The organism is Streptomyces antioxidans (assembly GCF_000968685.2).
Classification (GTDB): Bacteria; Actinomycetota; Actinomycetes; order Streptomycetales; family Streptomycetaceae; genus Streptomyces; species Streptomyces antioxidans.
The window spans coordinates 56695-70586 of sequence record NZ_LAKD02000040.1 but is presented as its reverse complement, the minus strand read 5'-3'; the positions used below and the strand labels follow the sequence as shown (position 1 = coordinate 70586).

Below are 13892 nucleotides of genomic sequence, written 5' to 3'. Positions count from 1 at the left end.
GTATCTCCTGGTTCCCTCCGCAGGCGCCGCTTTGCCGGGTTCCATCCGGGATCCTGGCCTACGGGCCCGCGTCTCAGTCCGCGAGCGGCAGGTAGACGCGATTGCCCGCGGCCGCGAACTCCCTGGACTTCTGGAGCATCCCGGCCTCGATCTCCTCGGGGGTCGCGTCGGCGTCGCCGCCGAACTGCTCGGTGATGCTTCTGCTGATCTTCATCGAGCAGAACTTGGGCCCGCACATCGAGCAGAAGTGTGCCGTCTTGGCCGGTTCCGCCGGAAGGGTCTCGTCGTGGAAGGAGCGGGCCGTATCCGGGTCGAGGGCCAGGTTGAACTGGTCCTCCCAGCGGAATTCGAAGCGCGCGTCGGAGAGCGCGTCATCCCATGCCTGGGCGTCCGGATGGCCCTTGGCCAGGTCGGCCGCATGGGCGGCGATCTTGTAGGTGATCACGCCGGTCTTGACGTCATCGCGGTCCGGCAGGCCCAGATGTTCCTTGGGGGTGACGTAGCAGAGCATCGCCGTGCCCCACCAGGCGATCATCGCGGCGCCGATGCCCGAGGTGATGTGGTCATAGGCGGGGGCGATATCGGTGGTGAGGGGGCCCAGGGTGTAGAAGGGGGCCTCCTCACAGACCTCCTGCTGGAGATCGACATTCTCCTTGATCTTGTGCATCGGGACATGGCCCGGGCCCTCGATCATCGTCTGGACGCCGTGCTCCTTGGCGATCCGGTTGAGCTCGCCGAGGGTGCGCAACTCCGCGAACTGTGCGTCGTCGTTGGCGTCGGCGATAGACCCCGGCCGCAGCCCGTCGCCCAGCGAGTAGGTGACGTCGTACGCCGCCAGGATCTCGCACAGCTCCCCGAAGTGGGTGTAGAGGAAGGACTCCTGGTGGTGGGCGAGGCACCACGCCGCCATGATGGAGCCGCCGCGGGAGACGATGCCGGTCTTGCGGCGGGCGGTCAGGGGCACGTATGGCAGCCGGACGCCGGCGTGGACGGTCATGTAGTCGACGCCCTGCTCGGCCTGTTCGATGACCGTGTCCTTGTAGATCTCCCAGGTCAGCTCCTCGGCCTTGCCGTCGACCTTCTCCAGCGCCTGATAGAGCGGCACGGTGCCGATGGGGACCGGGGAGTTGCGCAGCACCCATTCGCGGGTGGTGTGGATGTTGCGGCCGGTCGAGAGGTCCATGACCGTGTCGGCGCCCCAGCGGGTCGCCCAGGTCATCTTCTCGACCTCCTCCTCGATGGAGGAGGTGACGGCGGAGTTGCCGATGTTGGCGTTGACCTTCACCAGGAATCGCTTGCCGATGATCATCGGCTCGATCTCCGGGTGGTTCACATTGGCCGGGAGGACGGCGCGGCCCGCCGCGATCTCCTCCCGGACCGCCTCGGGGGAGACGTTCTCGCGGATCGCCACGTACTCCATCTCCGCCGTGATCTCGCCCCGCCGCGCATAGGCGAGTTGGGTCACGGGGGCGCCCGTACGGCCGCGCCGCGGCTGACGCGGACGGCCGGGGAAGACCGCGTCGAGGTTGCGCAGTCCGCCGCGGGGCGAGGTGTGCTTGATCCCGTCGTCCTCGGGGCGCACGGGACGGCCCGCGTACTCCTCGGTGTCGCCGCGGGCGACGATCCAGTTCTGCCGCAGCGGTGCGAGACCGCGGCGGACATCCGTTTCGATGGTGGGGTCGGTGTACGGACCTGAGGTGTCGTACAGCGTCACATCCTGGCCGTTGGTGAGGTGCACGCGACGGACCGGCACCTGGAGGTCCGGGCGCGAACCCGTGACATACCCCTTATGCCAGCCGAATTCGGCCTTCTCGGCGCGCGATGGTGCATCCTGCTGAGTCATGAGACCCACTCCCTACGCCGGCATTACCCGGTAACAGGTTCAGCGGTCGGCGCAGCCATCAGCGTCAGCGCCCTCTCAGCCCGGTGCTCCGAGCTCCCGCGATTGCAAAGGTTCGTCACCACGCTAACGGTTTATCCACAGCCCTGAACAGGGGGCCCACATCTCTTGCGATGATGCGACCGTGACCGCCATCCAGCAGGACCACCCGCCCGAGCAGCCCCGCCCCTCCGATCAGGCGTATGACCACGGCCATGGACCTCCCCACGGCCACGGACATTCCCCTGGCCACTCCCACGGTCATGGCCCCGCCACCCCCGTCTCGGCGCGCCTCCGCAAGATCATCGCTGCGGTGCTCATCCCCTTCACCGTCGCCGTCGTGGCCGGTCTGATCGTGCTCTGGCCGGGCGGCACACCCGACCACAAGGCGCACGGCCGCAGCGGTCTCGGCTTCGACCAGACGACCGTCGCCGGACGGGTGGTGAAGGTCGAGGAGGTGAACTGCGCCGATGTGAACGCCCAGCCGCAGGCACCCACCGAGCCCGGCCAGGACGGCGCCGCCCAGAACGGCGCCCCCGGGCAGAGCGGAGGCCCGGGCCAGAGCGGAGGCCCGGGGCAGGGCGGGAAGAAGAGCGTCTGCGATAAGGCCACGATCGAGGTCACCTCGGGCAAGGACAAGGGCCGCACCTTCCCCGAGATCGTCCAGCCCAACGCCTCGCGTCACTTCAGCGCCGGGCAGGAGCTGAAGCTGGCGTACGCCCCCAAGGCGCCCAAGGAACTGCAGTACTCCGTGTCCGACGTCGACCGGTCGATGCCGATGGCGCTGCTGGCGGGGCTGTTCGCGCTCGCGGTCGTGGCGGTGGGGCGGCTGCGCGGGGTGTTCGCGCTGGTGGCGCTGGCGATCAGCTTCGGGGTGCTGACGCTTTTCATCCTCCCGGCGATACTCCAGGGTTCCAATCCGCTGGTGGTCGCGGTCGTCGGGGGCAGCGCGATCATGCTTCTCGCGCTGTACATGTGCCATGGGCTGACGGCGCGTACATCGGTCGCCGTGCTCGGCACACTGGTGTCACTGCTGCTGATCGGGGTGCTGGGCTCACTGTTCATCGGCTGGGCCAGCCTGACCGGCAACACGGACGACCAGACCGGGCTGGTGCACGGCCTCTATCCGAACATCGAGATACGGGGGCTGCTGCTCGCGGGCGTGATCATCGGCTCGCTGGGCGTGCTGGACGATGTGACGGTCACCCAGACCTCGGCGGTGTGGGAGCTGAGGGACGCGGACCCGACCACGTCCCGGCGCAAGCTCTACGGGGCGGCGATGCGGATCGGGCGGGACCACATCGCCTCCGTCGTGAACACCCTGGTGCTGGCGTACGCGGGCGCGTCGCTTCCGCTGCTGCTGCTGTTCTCCATCGCGGACAGCGGGGTGGGCGCGGTCGCCACGAGCGAGATCGTCGCGGAGGAGATCGTACGGACGCTGGTGGGCAGCATCGGGCTCGTCGCCTCGGTACCGGTGACCACCGCGCTGGCCGTGCTCGTGGTCTCCGCGGACCGCAGCCCGGCGGCGGTCGGCGGCGCGGAGCGTGGGGCCGGCGCGGGCGGCGCGGAGCGGACGGCCGGTCCGGGCGGCGCCCAGGCGGCCCAGGCGCCCCGGACCGGCCGGGGCGGCCGTGGGCGGCGCCGCCGGGCGAAGGGGCGCTGAGACGGCGCAAAGCCGCCGGGCACGCTGCCCGTCGGCCCGGCCACGGCACCCACCACCGGCCCTGGGCCCGCCGCGCGTCCGGCCCTCAGCCCGCGTACCGGTCCTCGGCCAGGATGCGGTGGAGTTCGGCATCGAGATCGCCGACCGGGTCACAGGCCGCGGGCTCCTGGCCGAAAGGCACCACCCGGTCCGTACGGTCGAGAAAGGCCACCAGCGGAGCGGCCCCGGCCCGGAACAGGGCCCGTTCACAACCCACTTGGAGTCTGATGAAGACGTCCGAAAGCCCCTCGGGGGAGGCGGGGGCGATGCGCACATCCCCCTCGCCGGTGGGTCTGCTCAACCCGTCCAGCAGCAGCTCCCGCGCGAACGCCCAGCTCACCGGCGCGTCACCGGGCAAATGGAAGGTGATCTCGACGGCATAGGGGTCGCTGCTGTCGTAGGACAGCTCGACCGGGATCCGGAAGGAGAGATCCTGCGAGACCAGGAAGGTCATCGTCACTTCCGCCTGAACCGTGTCACGCATCTCACGCATCGTTCGCCGCCCCGGGTTGTTTGCGCTTCGCCGACTCTGGAGCGTAGCGACTCGATTGCGGTGCGGAGTCGGTTTGCCTCGTGTGAGGGAACGAAAATGGCCAGTGTTGCCATGAGGAGACCCGCGGGGCCGGGCGGCGCGAACGGCGCGGGCCCGGTGGGCGGGAGATCGGGGCCAGCGCACCGGCCGTATCGAAGATCGCTGTCGTCAACAGGCACCCCCGGGGTGTTGTTGCGAGGCAGACGCCGAAGGAAGAACGCCGAGGACTCGCACTGTAACGGCAGGGGTGGCGCCGGGCGGTGCTCCCGCCCCGGCGGTATCCCCCGCGCGGCGTATCCGCGCGAGGCCAGCTGGGCAGGTCGGGTCAGGTCAGGACGTGAACTTCCGTACGACGTAGACCAGCCCGGCGATCAGCACCACCAGCAGCAGCGCCTTGAAGACGAGGCCCACCACGAACCCGATCACGCTCATGATCAGGCCACCGAACACGGCGAGGACGAGGACCGGTATCGCGATCCAGGTCACCCACCACGGCAGGCCCTGGAATATCCCCTTCGTGGTCACGTAACTCCCTGCTTTCTCTCCGAGCCGTGGGTCCGGACGCCGACGGCCGGTCTTCCCTGCCGTCGATGCTAGGACGAGACGGAAGCACGCGGGCGGTCCGCGCCCCCCGTCCTCCCCTGACCGGTCCCCTACGGGACCGGTCAGGCGCCCATCGGCTCCGTGATGGACAAGCCGTCGAGCGTGGGTCAGCCCTCCGGCGGCGAGAACACCACCAGCACCCTCAGGTCCTCGGTGATGTGGTGGAACTTGTGCGCCGTGCCCGCCGGGACGTACACCACACTGCCCCGCGCCACCTGTGTCGTCTCCATCCCCACCGTGACCGCCGCCCGGCCGCTCATCACGACGTACACCTCGTCCTGGCCGTGCGGCGACTGTGGGTCGGCCTGGCCCGCGTTCAGCGCGTACAGCCCCACGGACATGTTCCGCTCCCGCAGGAACTGCAGATACGCGCCGTCGTTCGCGGCCCGCTCCGCCTCCAGCTCATCCAGCCGGAACGCCTTCATTCGCCTCTCCACCCCTGCCTGACCCATGCCTACGGTGCCCCTGCCTGCGCCGGGGCCTGTCTGCGACGATCTCAACCATGAAGAATTTTCTCGTCAAGACGATCGCGAACGCCGGCGCCCTCGGCGTCGCCATCTGGCTGCTCAAGGACATCACGCTCACCGGCGACAACACCGGCCGCCAGGCGCTCACCCTCATTCTCGTGGCACTGGTCTTCGGCGTGGTGAACGTGGTGGTCAAGCCGATCGTCAAGCTGCTGGCCTTCCCCCTGTTCATCCTGACCCTCGGACTGATCACACTGGTGATCAACGCCCTGATGCTGTTGTTGACCTCCTGGCTGGCCGGAAAGCTGGACCTGAGCTTCCACGTCGAGGGCTTCGGCACGGCGGTGCTCGGCGGCCTGATCGTCTCCATAGTCGCGTGGGCCCTGCACGTCGTACTGCCCGATGACAAGGACTGATCACGGCCGGAGATGATGGAAGGCATGAGAGACCCGTCGCCCTACCGTGTCTGCTTCGTCTGCACCGGCAACATATGCCGCTCGCCGATGGCCGAATCCGTCTTCCGCGCCCATGCCGCGGAGGCCGGGCTGGACGGCCTCCTCGAGGTGGACAGCGCGGGCACCGGCCCCTGGCACGAGGGCGACGGGGCCGACCGCCGCACCATCGACGTACTGACCGCCCATGGATATGAGCAGGATCACATCGCGCGCCAGTTCCGGGCCGAGTGGTTCGATCGCCTCGATCTGGTGATCGCCCTGGACAGCGGCCATCTGCATGAGCTGCGCGCGCTCGCGCCGACCCCGCACCACGCCGCGAAGGTGCGGCTGCTGCGGAGCTACGACCCGGACGCGGACCACGACGCGCTGGGCGGCCTCGATGTACCGGACCCGTACTTCGGCGGGCTGAACGACTTCGAGGAGTGCCTGGCGATGATCGAGTCCGCGGGCGGTGGGCTGCTGGACGCGGTCGCCGGGGCCATCGACACCGCGGAGAGCACAAGTAAGGCCGCGGAGAGCACGAGTGCCGAGAACGCGTCGGCCGCCGATGACCCCGCCGCGGGGCCGGACGCGGGAAGGGAATCCGCATGACCGGCGACGGCACCCGCACCGTACGGGCCGGGCTGCCCGAGGCCGAGGCGTACGAACCGACGCTGCCGGGCCCGGTCTTCGCCGCCCACTACCACCTCCCCGGCGACGCCGTCGGCCCGTACACCTACGGCCGGGACGCCAACCCCACCTGGTCCCTGCTGGAACGGGCGATCAGCGAGCTGGAGTCGCCGGGCACCGACGCCGAGACGGTCGTCTTCGCCTCCGGTATGGGCGCGATCTCGGCCGTACTGCTGTCCCAGCTGCGCCAGGGCGACGCGGCCGTCCTGCCGTCCGACGGCTACCAGCTGCTCCCGGCGCTGATCGAACGCCTGGCGGGCTTCGGGGTCACCGTGCGCACCGCCCCGACCGGAGAGGACGCCCAACTGGCCGCCCTGGAGGGACTGGGCGACCGGACGAAGCTGCTGTGGCTGGAAACCCCGTCCAATCCCGGACTGGACGTCTGTGACATCCGTCGGCTCGCCGAGGCCGCGCACGCCCGGGGCGCGCTGGTCGCCGTCGACAACACCCTCGCCACCCCGCTCGGCCAGCGCCCGCTGGAGCTCGGCGCGGACTTCGCCGTGGCGAGCGGCACCAAGGCGCTCACCGGCCATGGCGATGTGCTGCTCGGCTATGTGACCTGCCGCGATCCACGGCTCGCCGCCGAGGTGCGGGCCTGGCGCAAGACGGTGGGCGCGATCCCCGGCCCCATGGAGGCATGGCTCGCCCACCGCTCCCTGGCCACCCTCCAGCTGCGCGTCGACCGCCAGGCGGCGACCGCCCTGGCCCTCGCCGAGGCGCTGCGCGACCGCCCCGAGGTCGCCGGGCTGCGCCACCCCGGGCTGCCGACCGACCCCTCCCACCGGGTGGCGGCCGGGCAGATGCGCGGCGGGCGCTTCGGCTGTGTGGTCTCCTTCACCCTGCCGGACAAGGAGCACGCCGAACGCTTTCTGACCGCGCTGCGGCTGGTGGACGACGCCACCAGCTTCGGCGGGGTGCGCTCCACGGCGGAGCGGCGCGGACGGTGGGGCGGCGACGCGGTGCCCGAGGGGTTCATCCGGTTCTCGGTGGGCGCGGAGGACGCGGAGGATCTGATCGCCGACGTGCTGCGCGCGCTCGATACGGCATCGGGGAGGGATACGCCGTCCGACAGGGACACGGCATCGGGCACCGGCGCGGCACCGGACACGACAGGCACCGGGGCGGGTGGCTGAAAGCGGGCGGGTAAGCCTGTGCGGGCGTCTCAAGCCTCCCCCCTCGTGGCTTGAGACGCCCCGGTTCTTCTCGTGGAGAACCGCTCGAACAAGGCTAGTTGACTCAGCGTCAGTGTCCAATCACAGTAGCGACATGGACCTATCGGCATATTTATAGTTGGCATGCGTGCGGGGCGCGACGAGGCGAGGGGAACCGCATGGATCTGGCCCTCTTACGCACCTTTGTCGCGGTCCACCGCGCCGGGTCCTTCACCCGGGCCGCCGGGCTGCTCGGGCTCTCCCAGCCCGCGGTCACCGGCCAGATACGCACCCTGGAGCGGCAGCTCGGCCGCCCCCTGTTCCTCCGTACGGCGCGCGGCGTCGTCCCCACGACCGTCGGGGACGAGCTCGCCCACAAGGCCGCGCCGCATCTCGACGCCCTCGTGGAGATCGCCGAGGCGGGCCTGGACGATCGCTCGGCACTGCGCACCCTGCACCTCGCGGGCCCTCCGGAGTTCACCGCGCTGCGTGCCCTGCCCGCGCTGACCACCCTGGTCACCCAGGGGCTCGCGGTGCGCTGCGCCTTCGGCAGCGCCGAGGAGCTGTTCGAGGGGCTGGGCGCCGGCCATCACGACCTGGTCATCGCCACCGCCCGGCCACGGGGGCGACTGCTGGCCGCCACGCCGCTGTGCGACGAGGAGCATGTGCTGGTCGCGGCCCCGCGCTGGGCCGCCAGGCTCGGCGGCCCAGCGATGCTCCAGGTCAAGGGGGTACGGGCGCTGGAGGCGCTGCCCGTGGTCGAGGTGCATGAGAGCCTGCCGCTGGTCACCCGCTACTGGTCGGCCGTCTTCGACGCCCGGCCGGTCACCGCCGGCACGATCATCGCGCCCGATCTGCGCGCGGTGCTCGCCTGCGTCGCACAGGGCGCGGGGCTCGGCGTCCTGCCGCGCTATCTGTGCATGGACGCGCTGGACGCCGGGGAGGTGGTGGCCCTGCTCAACCCGCCCGTGCCGCCGCTGCGCACCTATTTCCTGGTGGTGCGGACGGGGGCGCTCGCGCTGCCGCATATCGCGCGGGCGCACGAGTGGCTGTTGCGTGCGGCTGTCGATTGGTGAGCAAGTGGTTTCGCGGGGCCCAGGGTGCGGCAGACCTCCTGCATGACCGAACGACCCGTGGTCAAGCGCACCGCCCGTGCCATTCTCCTCGAGGGCGACGAGGGCGACACCGAGCCCCGCATGATCCTGATCAAGCGCACCAAGCCCGGCCAGGAGCCGTACTGGATCACTCCCGGCGGCGGGATGGAGCCCGAGGACTCGACCGTCGTCGAGGCCCTGTACCGCGAGGTGGACGAGGAGCTGGGCGCGAAGGTGACGGACGTGGTGCCCGCCTTCGTCGACACCGTCCCGCATCCCGATGAGGGCGCGGAGGGCGCCGGGGGCGGGGGCTCGGCCGGTGTGAAGGTGCAGCACTTCTTCGTCTGCAGACTCGCCTCGATGGATCTCACCCGGCGGCACGGCCCGGAGGTGGACGAGCCCTGCGGGGAGTACGAGGTGGTGAGCGTCCCGTTCACCCGCGAGGGGATCGCCTCGGTCGGGGTGGTGCCGCCCTCGCTGCGGGCCTATCTCGACGCCAACATCGAGGGCGTGCTCGCCCTGCTCGCGGACGACCTCGGCTGAGGCCCTGCCCCCTGCCCCCTGCCCAACGGTCTAACGGAACCAGCCGCTGAACGGCTGCTGGGCCTTGCGGGCCGCCCGCTGACGCGCCTCGGCCAGTACCCGCTCTGCCTCCTCCCGCCAGTCCTCGGGCCCCGCGTCGGGCTGGACCGGCGGCCGTCGGATGGCCGGGCTGAGATCACGTACGACGGAGGGCTCCACGGCCTGGCCGACGGGGTCCGCCGGTTCGGCGGCCGGAGCCTGGGGGGACAGGGCGTCCTGAGGAGCCGGGAGCGTGGGGGCCGTCGGCGCGGTCTGGGGAGGCAGGCCCACCGGCCACGAGACAGGTGACGTGGCCGGGGCCGGAGGGATGGCCAGGACCTGAGTGTCCGTGTCCGTCAGGGGCGGAGGGGCCGGGGCGGCGGGAGCGGCCGAAGGGGGAGCGGCCGAAGGGGGAGCGGCCGAAGGGGGAGCGGCCGAAGGGGGAGCGGCCGAAGGGGGAGCGGCCGAAGGGGGAGCGGCCGAAGGGGGAGCGGCCGAAGGGGGAGCGGCCGGAGCCCGCGGGACCGAGGCTCCCGGCCCGGGCTGAGCGGCCGGAACAGGCCGGGCGGCCTGGCCCGGCAGGTCCACCGCCCACGAGGGCCGTGAGACGGGCGGCGCGGGCGCAGCGGGCCGGGCCGGAGGGGCAGACGGCGCAGGAGCCGCGGGCGGACCGGGCGGCGCGGCAGAGGCAGACGGCGCAGGCGGCGCAGACGGCGCAGACGGAACGGGGGGCGCAGACGGGACGGGCGGCGTGGGAGGGACCCTGCGGCCCTCGCGCGCCTCCGCCGCGGCACCGAAGAAGTCCCCACCCTTCCGCTTGACGTCATCCGTCCCCCAGTCCCGCTCCCGGTCGTGATCGAGGGCCTGGTCACCGGCGCCGGAGGCACCCCGGCGCCGCTGGGCGTCGCCACCGCCGGTGCGCCGCTGCACCGGGACCTTCTGGAGGTGCGGGATGTGCTTGGCGCAGTGGATATACGCCTCCTCGACGGTCACCTCGACCCACACCACCGCGCGCCGCCCCGGCACCGGGTCCACCGGCAGCCCGGGGTGTGCCGCGCGCATCTCGGCGTCCTCCACCACCCGGGCCCGGCCGTTCACATGCAGCCCGATCCGGTCGCGGAAGAAGTCGACCATGAGAATGCCCAGGTGGGGGTTCTCCTGGATATTGCCGAGGCTGGCCAGGACGCCGTTCCCCCGGTATTCGGGATAGGCCAGCGTGCGCGTGCCGAGCACTCTCAGAAAGCCGGGCGGACCGGCCCGGAACGTGCTGTCGCACTCCCCGTGCCGGTCGGAGGTGGCCAGGAAGAACATTTCCTGACGCTCGATGAACTGCCGCATCCGGAGATTCAGGTGATCCAGCACCTGGTCGTCATAGAAGCGGTCGGCGCGGTCGACGGTGCCCAGTCGCCGCTGCAGATGGTGTTCGCCGTCGCTCCCCGGACGCCACGCGCGGTCGTCCAGGTGCTCCGCACTGTCCACGGTTCTCGTCCCCGTCCTGATTCGCCGTCCGGAATCGCCGGAATGCCTGCCTAGTGTTTGGTTGGTGTTTCGCCGTGAGCCGTCCGCGTCGGCGCCCTATTCCGCCGCCGCGGCGAGCTCCTCGATGGAGTCGTGCCGGATGCGGTGCGACGGAATGCCGATGCCCATCAGCGCGTCGACCCCGCTGCGGATCATCCCGGGCGGCCCGGAGAGATAGGCGTCGAACGCGTGCCACGGGCCGTACTGCCGCACGGCGTCGGGCAGCCGACCGCTGAGGCCGTTGGTCGGGCCGTCGGAGACGACGGGGCGGACCGCGAGCCACGGATGCTTCTGGGCCAGCCGCAGCATGGTGTCGATGTCGTACAGATCGCGATCGTTGCGGGCGCCGTAGAAGACCTCGACCGAACGGTTGCGGCCGTGGTCGGCGACGTCCTCGACCAGCGCCTTGATCGGCGCGATACCGGTGCCCCCGCCGAGGCAGAGCAGCCCGTTGTCGCTGGCGTGGTCCACCGTCATGGAACCGGCGGGCGGCCCGAGCCGGATCACATCGCCGGGGCGGGCCCGGTGCACCAGCGCCGAGGACACCCATCCGGCCGGGACGGCCTTCACATGGAAGGAGAGCAGCCCGTCGGAGCGAGGCGCCGCGGCGAACGAATAGTGCCGCCAGACCCGCGGCCACCAGGGCGTTTCCAGTGAGGTGTACTGGCCGGCCAGAAAGGGGTACGGCTGGTCAGGGCGGACGGTGATCACGGCGATGTCATGGGTGCGCAGCTCGTGCCCGACCACCTCGGCCTGCCACCACGCGGGGGCGATCAGCTCGTCCTCGGCGGCCGAGTCGATCATGATCTGGGAGATCGCCGTGTAGGCCCGCACCCAGGCGGCCTCGGCCTCGTCGTTCCACGTGTTGACGGCGTAGCGGGTGAGCGCGCCGATCAGGCATTCGCCGACGGCGGGGTAGTGCTCGGGCTGGGTGCCGTACTTACGGTGGCCGCGGCCGAGCCGGGACAGGAACTCGGTGAGGATGTCGGGGTCGTCGACGAGCCGGGCGGCGGTGAGGATCGCCTTGAACAGCCGGTCGCGCTGGGCGTCCATGGCGGCGGGGAAGAGCGGCCGCAGTTCGGGGTGCTGGACGAAGAGCAGCGCGTAGAAGTACGAGGTGACCTTGTCGCTGACGGGCTCGACCTCGGCCATGGTGCGGCGCAGCAGGATCGCGTCGGGCGAGGCGGTCTCGGGGACGGCGAACGGCGAGTCGGGGCCGGGCCGGACGTCCTGCGGGGCCGGGGGCGCCTCATCGGGGCGCTGGTGCTCCTCGCACCCGGGGGCGGCGGGGCCGTGACCCGCGGGGCCGGGGGCCCGGCGGTCGTCGGTGCGGCGGTCATCCGTACGGCGGTCGCCCGGGTGGCGGTCGCCCGCTCCCGAGCCGGGCGCGGGGGCGGGCTCAGCGGGCGCACGGCGGTCGGCCTCGGTGCCGACCGGCCGTATCGGGTTCACCGGGCGGCTGGGCGCGCGCTCACCGCTCCGCCGGTCCGGGGCCCTGCGGTCCTCGTCCGGTTTCCTGCTCGGGGTGAACCAGCCCCAGTCGCCACTGTTTCCGCCGGAGCCGTCGCTGCCGGCCGACGATGTGGTGGTCGGAGCGTCCATGGTTGCCTCGCCTCGAACATCTTTCTGTCGGTCTTCGCACTTCCGCTGCCGGAATGTGCCCGCAATTCCTCGCCCTGGTGCACTGGTTCAAGCGAGAATGGTCACGCTGACCCTCTCCGTCACTCTCATCCGGGCAGCATGCCATGCTCGTTCCCCGCGTCGGGCGCATTGCCCGAAGTCCGGGAAACGGAGGCTGCGTTCCCGTTATGCCGGTTGCCCTGGGATGCCCGTTCTGACCCCGCCACAGCACGCCGCACGGAACCGGACCCGACCCTACCGGCCCCGGATGAATTCACAAGCCCCAAGTGCCCCGCATCTGTTACACCTACCAACTCGTGTAATTACCGATAGTTACGAGTGGTTACCCATCAATTCGTAAGCCTCTCGGAGATCACGACCTGTATAGGCGTGGGATGCGATTTCGCTCACATGGTGGTCGGCGTTCACGGCGACCGAGACCGGCACCACCGTGAACAGTTCGGCATCCGACAGGGAATCCCCGTAGGCCACGCAGTGATCCCTGGTCAAGCCGAACTCCGCACAGAGTTCATCGGCGATCCGGACCTTGGCGGCCGGGGTCAGGATCCCCGCCGGATCCACCGGCTCCCGGAACGGCACGGCGGGCCAGGCCGAGCCGTATGTGGCGTCCGCGCCCCACTCCAGCAGGCGCGATACGAAGAAGCCCGGCGAGATCGAAATCACGGCGCAGCGCTCGCCCCGCGCCCGGATGTCCGCCCACACCTCACGGATCCCGGCCAGCCACGGCGCCCCCTCGAACGCCGCCGCCACATGGTCCTCCGTCAGCGCCCCCCACAGCGCACAGGCCCGCTCCGCGAACTGGGCCGTCGTCAGCTCCCCGTCCGCGAACGCCCGCTCCAGCGCGGCGATCTCCCGCTCCAGACCGAGCTGCCGGGAGATCTCGATCGCGGCGGCCGAGCCGTGGATAAGCGTCCCGTCCAGATCGAACAGATGCAGTCTGGTCATACCAGCCGAGCGTAGATGCAGCCGCCGGCTCCCAGCGCCCCGGGGCGTTCGGGCCGCCGGGAGTACGCGCGGATACTCCCGCCGTCAGACGCCCCGGGGGCCGCGGCGCCGCCACGGTGGGGGCATGCGGCAACTCATCCGCCCCGTGCGCCGGGGCCTCCTCGTCGTTCATGTCGTCGTCTCCGTCGGATGGCTCGGGCTGACCCTCGGAGTGCTGGCCCTGGGGATCACCGGGGCCACGGCCGGCTCGGCCGAAGAGGCCGGGGCGGCGTATCGGTCCATGAATGTGCTGGGCGACCGGCTGCTGATCCCGATCAGCCTGCTGTCGCTGGTCAGCGGGATCGTGCTGGCGCTGGGGACGCCCTGGGGGCTGGCGCGCCACCGCTGGGTGTATGTGAAGTTCTGGCTGACGATGATCACCACCGCGGCCACGGCGTTCGCCCTGCGCGCCCGGATGGACGCCGCGATGGCCGATGTGGTGACGGGGCGGACGGTCGGCGCGACCACGGATCTGATCGTGGCCCCGTCGGTCAGCCTGGGCGTCTATACCTTTCTCACCGCGATCTCGGTGATCAAGCCCTGGGGGCTGACGGCCCGGGGGCGGCGGCAGCGGGCGACAAAGCGCCGATAATTGCATACGCGGTCTTTTTCATCCCTGGACTATCCTGGAATCCG

Annotated in this window: 14 protein-coding genes; 7 read left to right on the top strand and 7 right to left on the bottom strand. The window is 71.0% G+C overall.

Annotated features, from left to right (window positions below; translation table 11 throughout):
• Positions 1-73 precede the first annotated feature (73 nt).
• On the bottom strand, positions 74-1843 hold the full coding sequence (thiC, locus tag VT50_RS16420) for a phosphomethylpyrimidine synthase ThiC (RefSeq protein ID WP_046085020.1): 1770 nt from the start codon (positions 1841-1843) through the stop codon (positions 74-76).
• Between the two features lie 181 nt (positions 1844-2024).
• Between thiC and VT50_RS16415 the strand changes: the two genes are divergently transcribed.
• Positions 2025-3542, top strand: a complete 1518-nt coding sequence (locus VT50_RS16415) for a YibE/F family protein (protein WP_046085021.1) — start codon at positions 2025-2027, stop codon at positions 3540-3542.
• 85 nt (positions 3543-3627) lie between these two features.
• Here VT50_RS16415 and VT50_RS16410 read toward each other — a convergent pair whose 3' ends face one another.
• From VT50_RS16410 to VT50_RS16400, 3 genes are all read right to left on the bottom strand, one after another.
• Positions 3628-4065 carry an SsgA family sporulation/cell division regulator gene (locus VT50_RS16410; protein WP_046085022.1) on the bottom strand — a complete coding sequence of 146 codons (438 nt, stop codon included), beginning with the start codon at positions 4063-4065 and terminating at the stop codon, positions 3628-3630.
• Between the two features lie 378 nt (positions 4066-4443).
• On the bottom strand, positions 4444-4638 hold the full coding sequence (locus VT50_RS16405) for a DUF5326 family protein (protein ID WP_046085023.1): 195 nt from the start codon (positions 4636-4638) through the stop codon (positions 4444-4446).
• A 185-nt stretch (positions 4639-4823) separates the two neighbouring features.
• Positions 4824-5141, bottom strand: coding sequence for a cupin domain-containing protein (locus VT50_RS16400; protein ID WP_046085024.1), 318 nt, complete (start codon positions 5139-5141; stop codon positions 4824-4826).
• A gap of 77 nt (positions 5142-5218) precedes the next feature.
• Here VT50_RS16400 and VT50_RS16395 point away from each other — a divergent pair, with 77 nt between their 5' ends.
• The 5 genes from VT50_RS16395 to VT50_RS16375 all read left to right on the top strand — a co-directional run bounded on the left by VT50_RS16395 (position 5219) and on the right by VT50_RS16375 (position 9095).
• Positions 5219-5599 (top strand): phage holin family protein, encoded by a 381-nt coding sequence (locus VT50_RS16395; RefSeq protein WP_046085025.1) that lies wholly within the window; start codon positions 5219-5221, stop codon positions 5597-5599.
• A gap of 24 nt (positions 5600-5623) precedes the next feature.
• Positions 5624-6229 carry a low molecular weight protein-tyrosine-phosphatase gene (locus VT50_RS16390; protein WP_046085043.1) on the top strand — a complete coding sequence of 202 codons (606 nt, stop codon included), beginning with the start codon at positions 5624-5626 and terminating at the stop codon, positions 6227-6229.
• Positions 6226-7440, top strand: a complete 1215-nt coding sequence (locus VT50_RS16385) for a cystathionine gamma-lyase (RefSeq protein WP_078840603.1) — start codon at positions 6226-6228, stop codon at positions 7438-7440. Before VT50_RS16390 ends, VT50_RS16385 begins: the two co-directional genes overlap by 4 nt.
• Before the next feature lie 197 nt (positions 7441-7637).
• Positions 7638-8534 (top strand): LysR family transcriptional regulator, encoded by an 897-nt coding sequence (locus VT50_RS16380; RefSeq protein WP_046085026.1) that lies wholly within the window; start codon positions 7638-7640, stop codon positions 8532-8534.
• Positions 8535-8576: 42 nt separating this feature from the next.
• Positions 8577-9095 (top strand): NUDIX domain-containing protein, encoded by a 519-nt coding sequence (locus VT50_RS16375; protein ID WP_046085027.1) that lies wholly within the window; start codon positions 8577-8579, stop codon positions 9093-9095.
• A gap of 30 nt (positions 9096-9125) precedes the next feature.
• Here VT50_RS16375 and VT50_RS41365 read toward each other — a convergent pair whose 3' ends face one another.
• The 3 genes from VT50_RS41365 to VT50_RS16360 form a co-directional block, all read right to left on the bottom strand.
• Positions 9126-10592: a pyridoxamine 5'-phosphate oxidase family protein gene (locus VT50_RS41365; RefSeq protein ID WP_420822196.1), complete on the bottom strand. Its 1467-nt coding sequence runs from the start codon at positions 10590-10592 to the stop codon at positions 9126-9128.
• Positions 10593-10688: 96 nt separating this feature from the next.
• Positions 10689-12233 (bottom strand): globin domain-containing protein, encoded by a 1545-nt coding sequence (locus VT50_RS16365; RefSeq protein ID WP_046085076.1) that lies wholly within the window; start codon positions 12231-12233, stop codon positions 10689-10691.
• 351 nt (positions 12234-12584) lie between these two features.
• On the bottom strand, positions 12585-13217 hold the full coding sequence (locus tag VT50_RS16360; RefSeq protein WP_046085077.1) for an HAD family hydrolase: 633 nt from the start codon (positions 13215-13217) through the stop codon (positions 12585-12587).
• A 124-nt stretch (positions 13218-13341) separates the two neighbouring features.
• Here VT50_RS16360 and VT50_RS16355 point away from each other — a divergent pair, with 124 nt between their 5' ends.
• On the top strand, positions 13342-13848 hold the full coding sequence (locus VT50_RS16355) for a membrane protein (RefSeq protein WP_046085078.1): 507 nt from the start codon (positions 13342-13344) through the stop codon (positions 13846-13848).
• Positions 13849-13892: the final 44 nt, after the last annotated feature.

Excerpts from the sequence above, each read along its gene's own strand:
- VT50_RS16390 (WP_046085043.1), top strand. The coding sequence starts at position 5,624 with ATGAGAGACCCGTCGCCCTACCGTGTCTGCTTCGTCTGCACCGGCAAC.
- VT50_RS16410 (WP_046085022.1), bottom strand. The coding sequence starts at position 4,065 with ATGCGTGACACGGTTCAGGCGGAAGTGACGATGACCTTCCTGGTCTCG.
- VT50_RS16400 (WP_046085024.1), bottom strand. The coding sequence starts at position 5,141 with ATGAAGGCGTTCCGGCTGGATGAGCTGGAGGCGGAGCGGGCCGCGAAC.
- VT50_RS16375 (WP_046085027.1), top strand. The coding sequence starts at position 8,577 with ATGACCGAACGACCCGTGGTCAAGCGCACCGCCCGTGCCATTCTCCTC.
- VT50_RS16355 (WP_046085078.1), top strand. The coding sequence starts at position 13,342 with ATGCGGCAACTCATCCGCCCCGTGCGCCGGGGCCTCCTCGTCGTTCAT.
- VT50_RS16395 (WP_046085025.1), top strand. The coding sequence starts at position 5,219 with ATGAAGAATTTTCTCGTCAAGACGATCGCGAACGCCGGCGCCCTCGGC.
- VT50_RS16365 (WP_046085076.1), bottom strand. The coding sequence starts at position 12,233 with ATGGACGCTCCGACCACCACATCGTCGGCCGGCAGCGACGGCTCCGGC.
- VT50_RS16380 (WP_046085026.1), top strand. The coding sequence starts at position 7,638 with ATGGATCTGGCCCTCTTACGCACCTTTGTCGCGGTCCACCGCGCCGGG.
- VT50_RS16360 (WP_046085077.1), bottom strand. The coding sequence starts at position 13,217 with ATGACCAGACTGCATCTGTTCGATCTGGACGGGACGCTTATCCACGGC.
- VT50_RS16385 (WP_078840603.1), top strand. The coding sequence starts at position 6,226 with ATGACCGGCGACGGCACCCGCACCGTACGGGCCGGGCTGCCCGAGGCC.
- thiC (WP_046085020.1), bottom strand. The coding sequence starts at position 1,843 with ATGACTCAGCAGGATGCACCATCGCGCGCCGAGAAGGCCGAATTCGGC.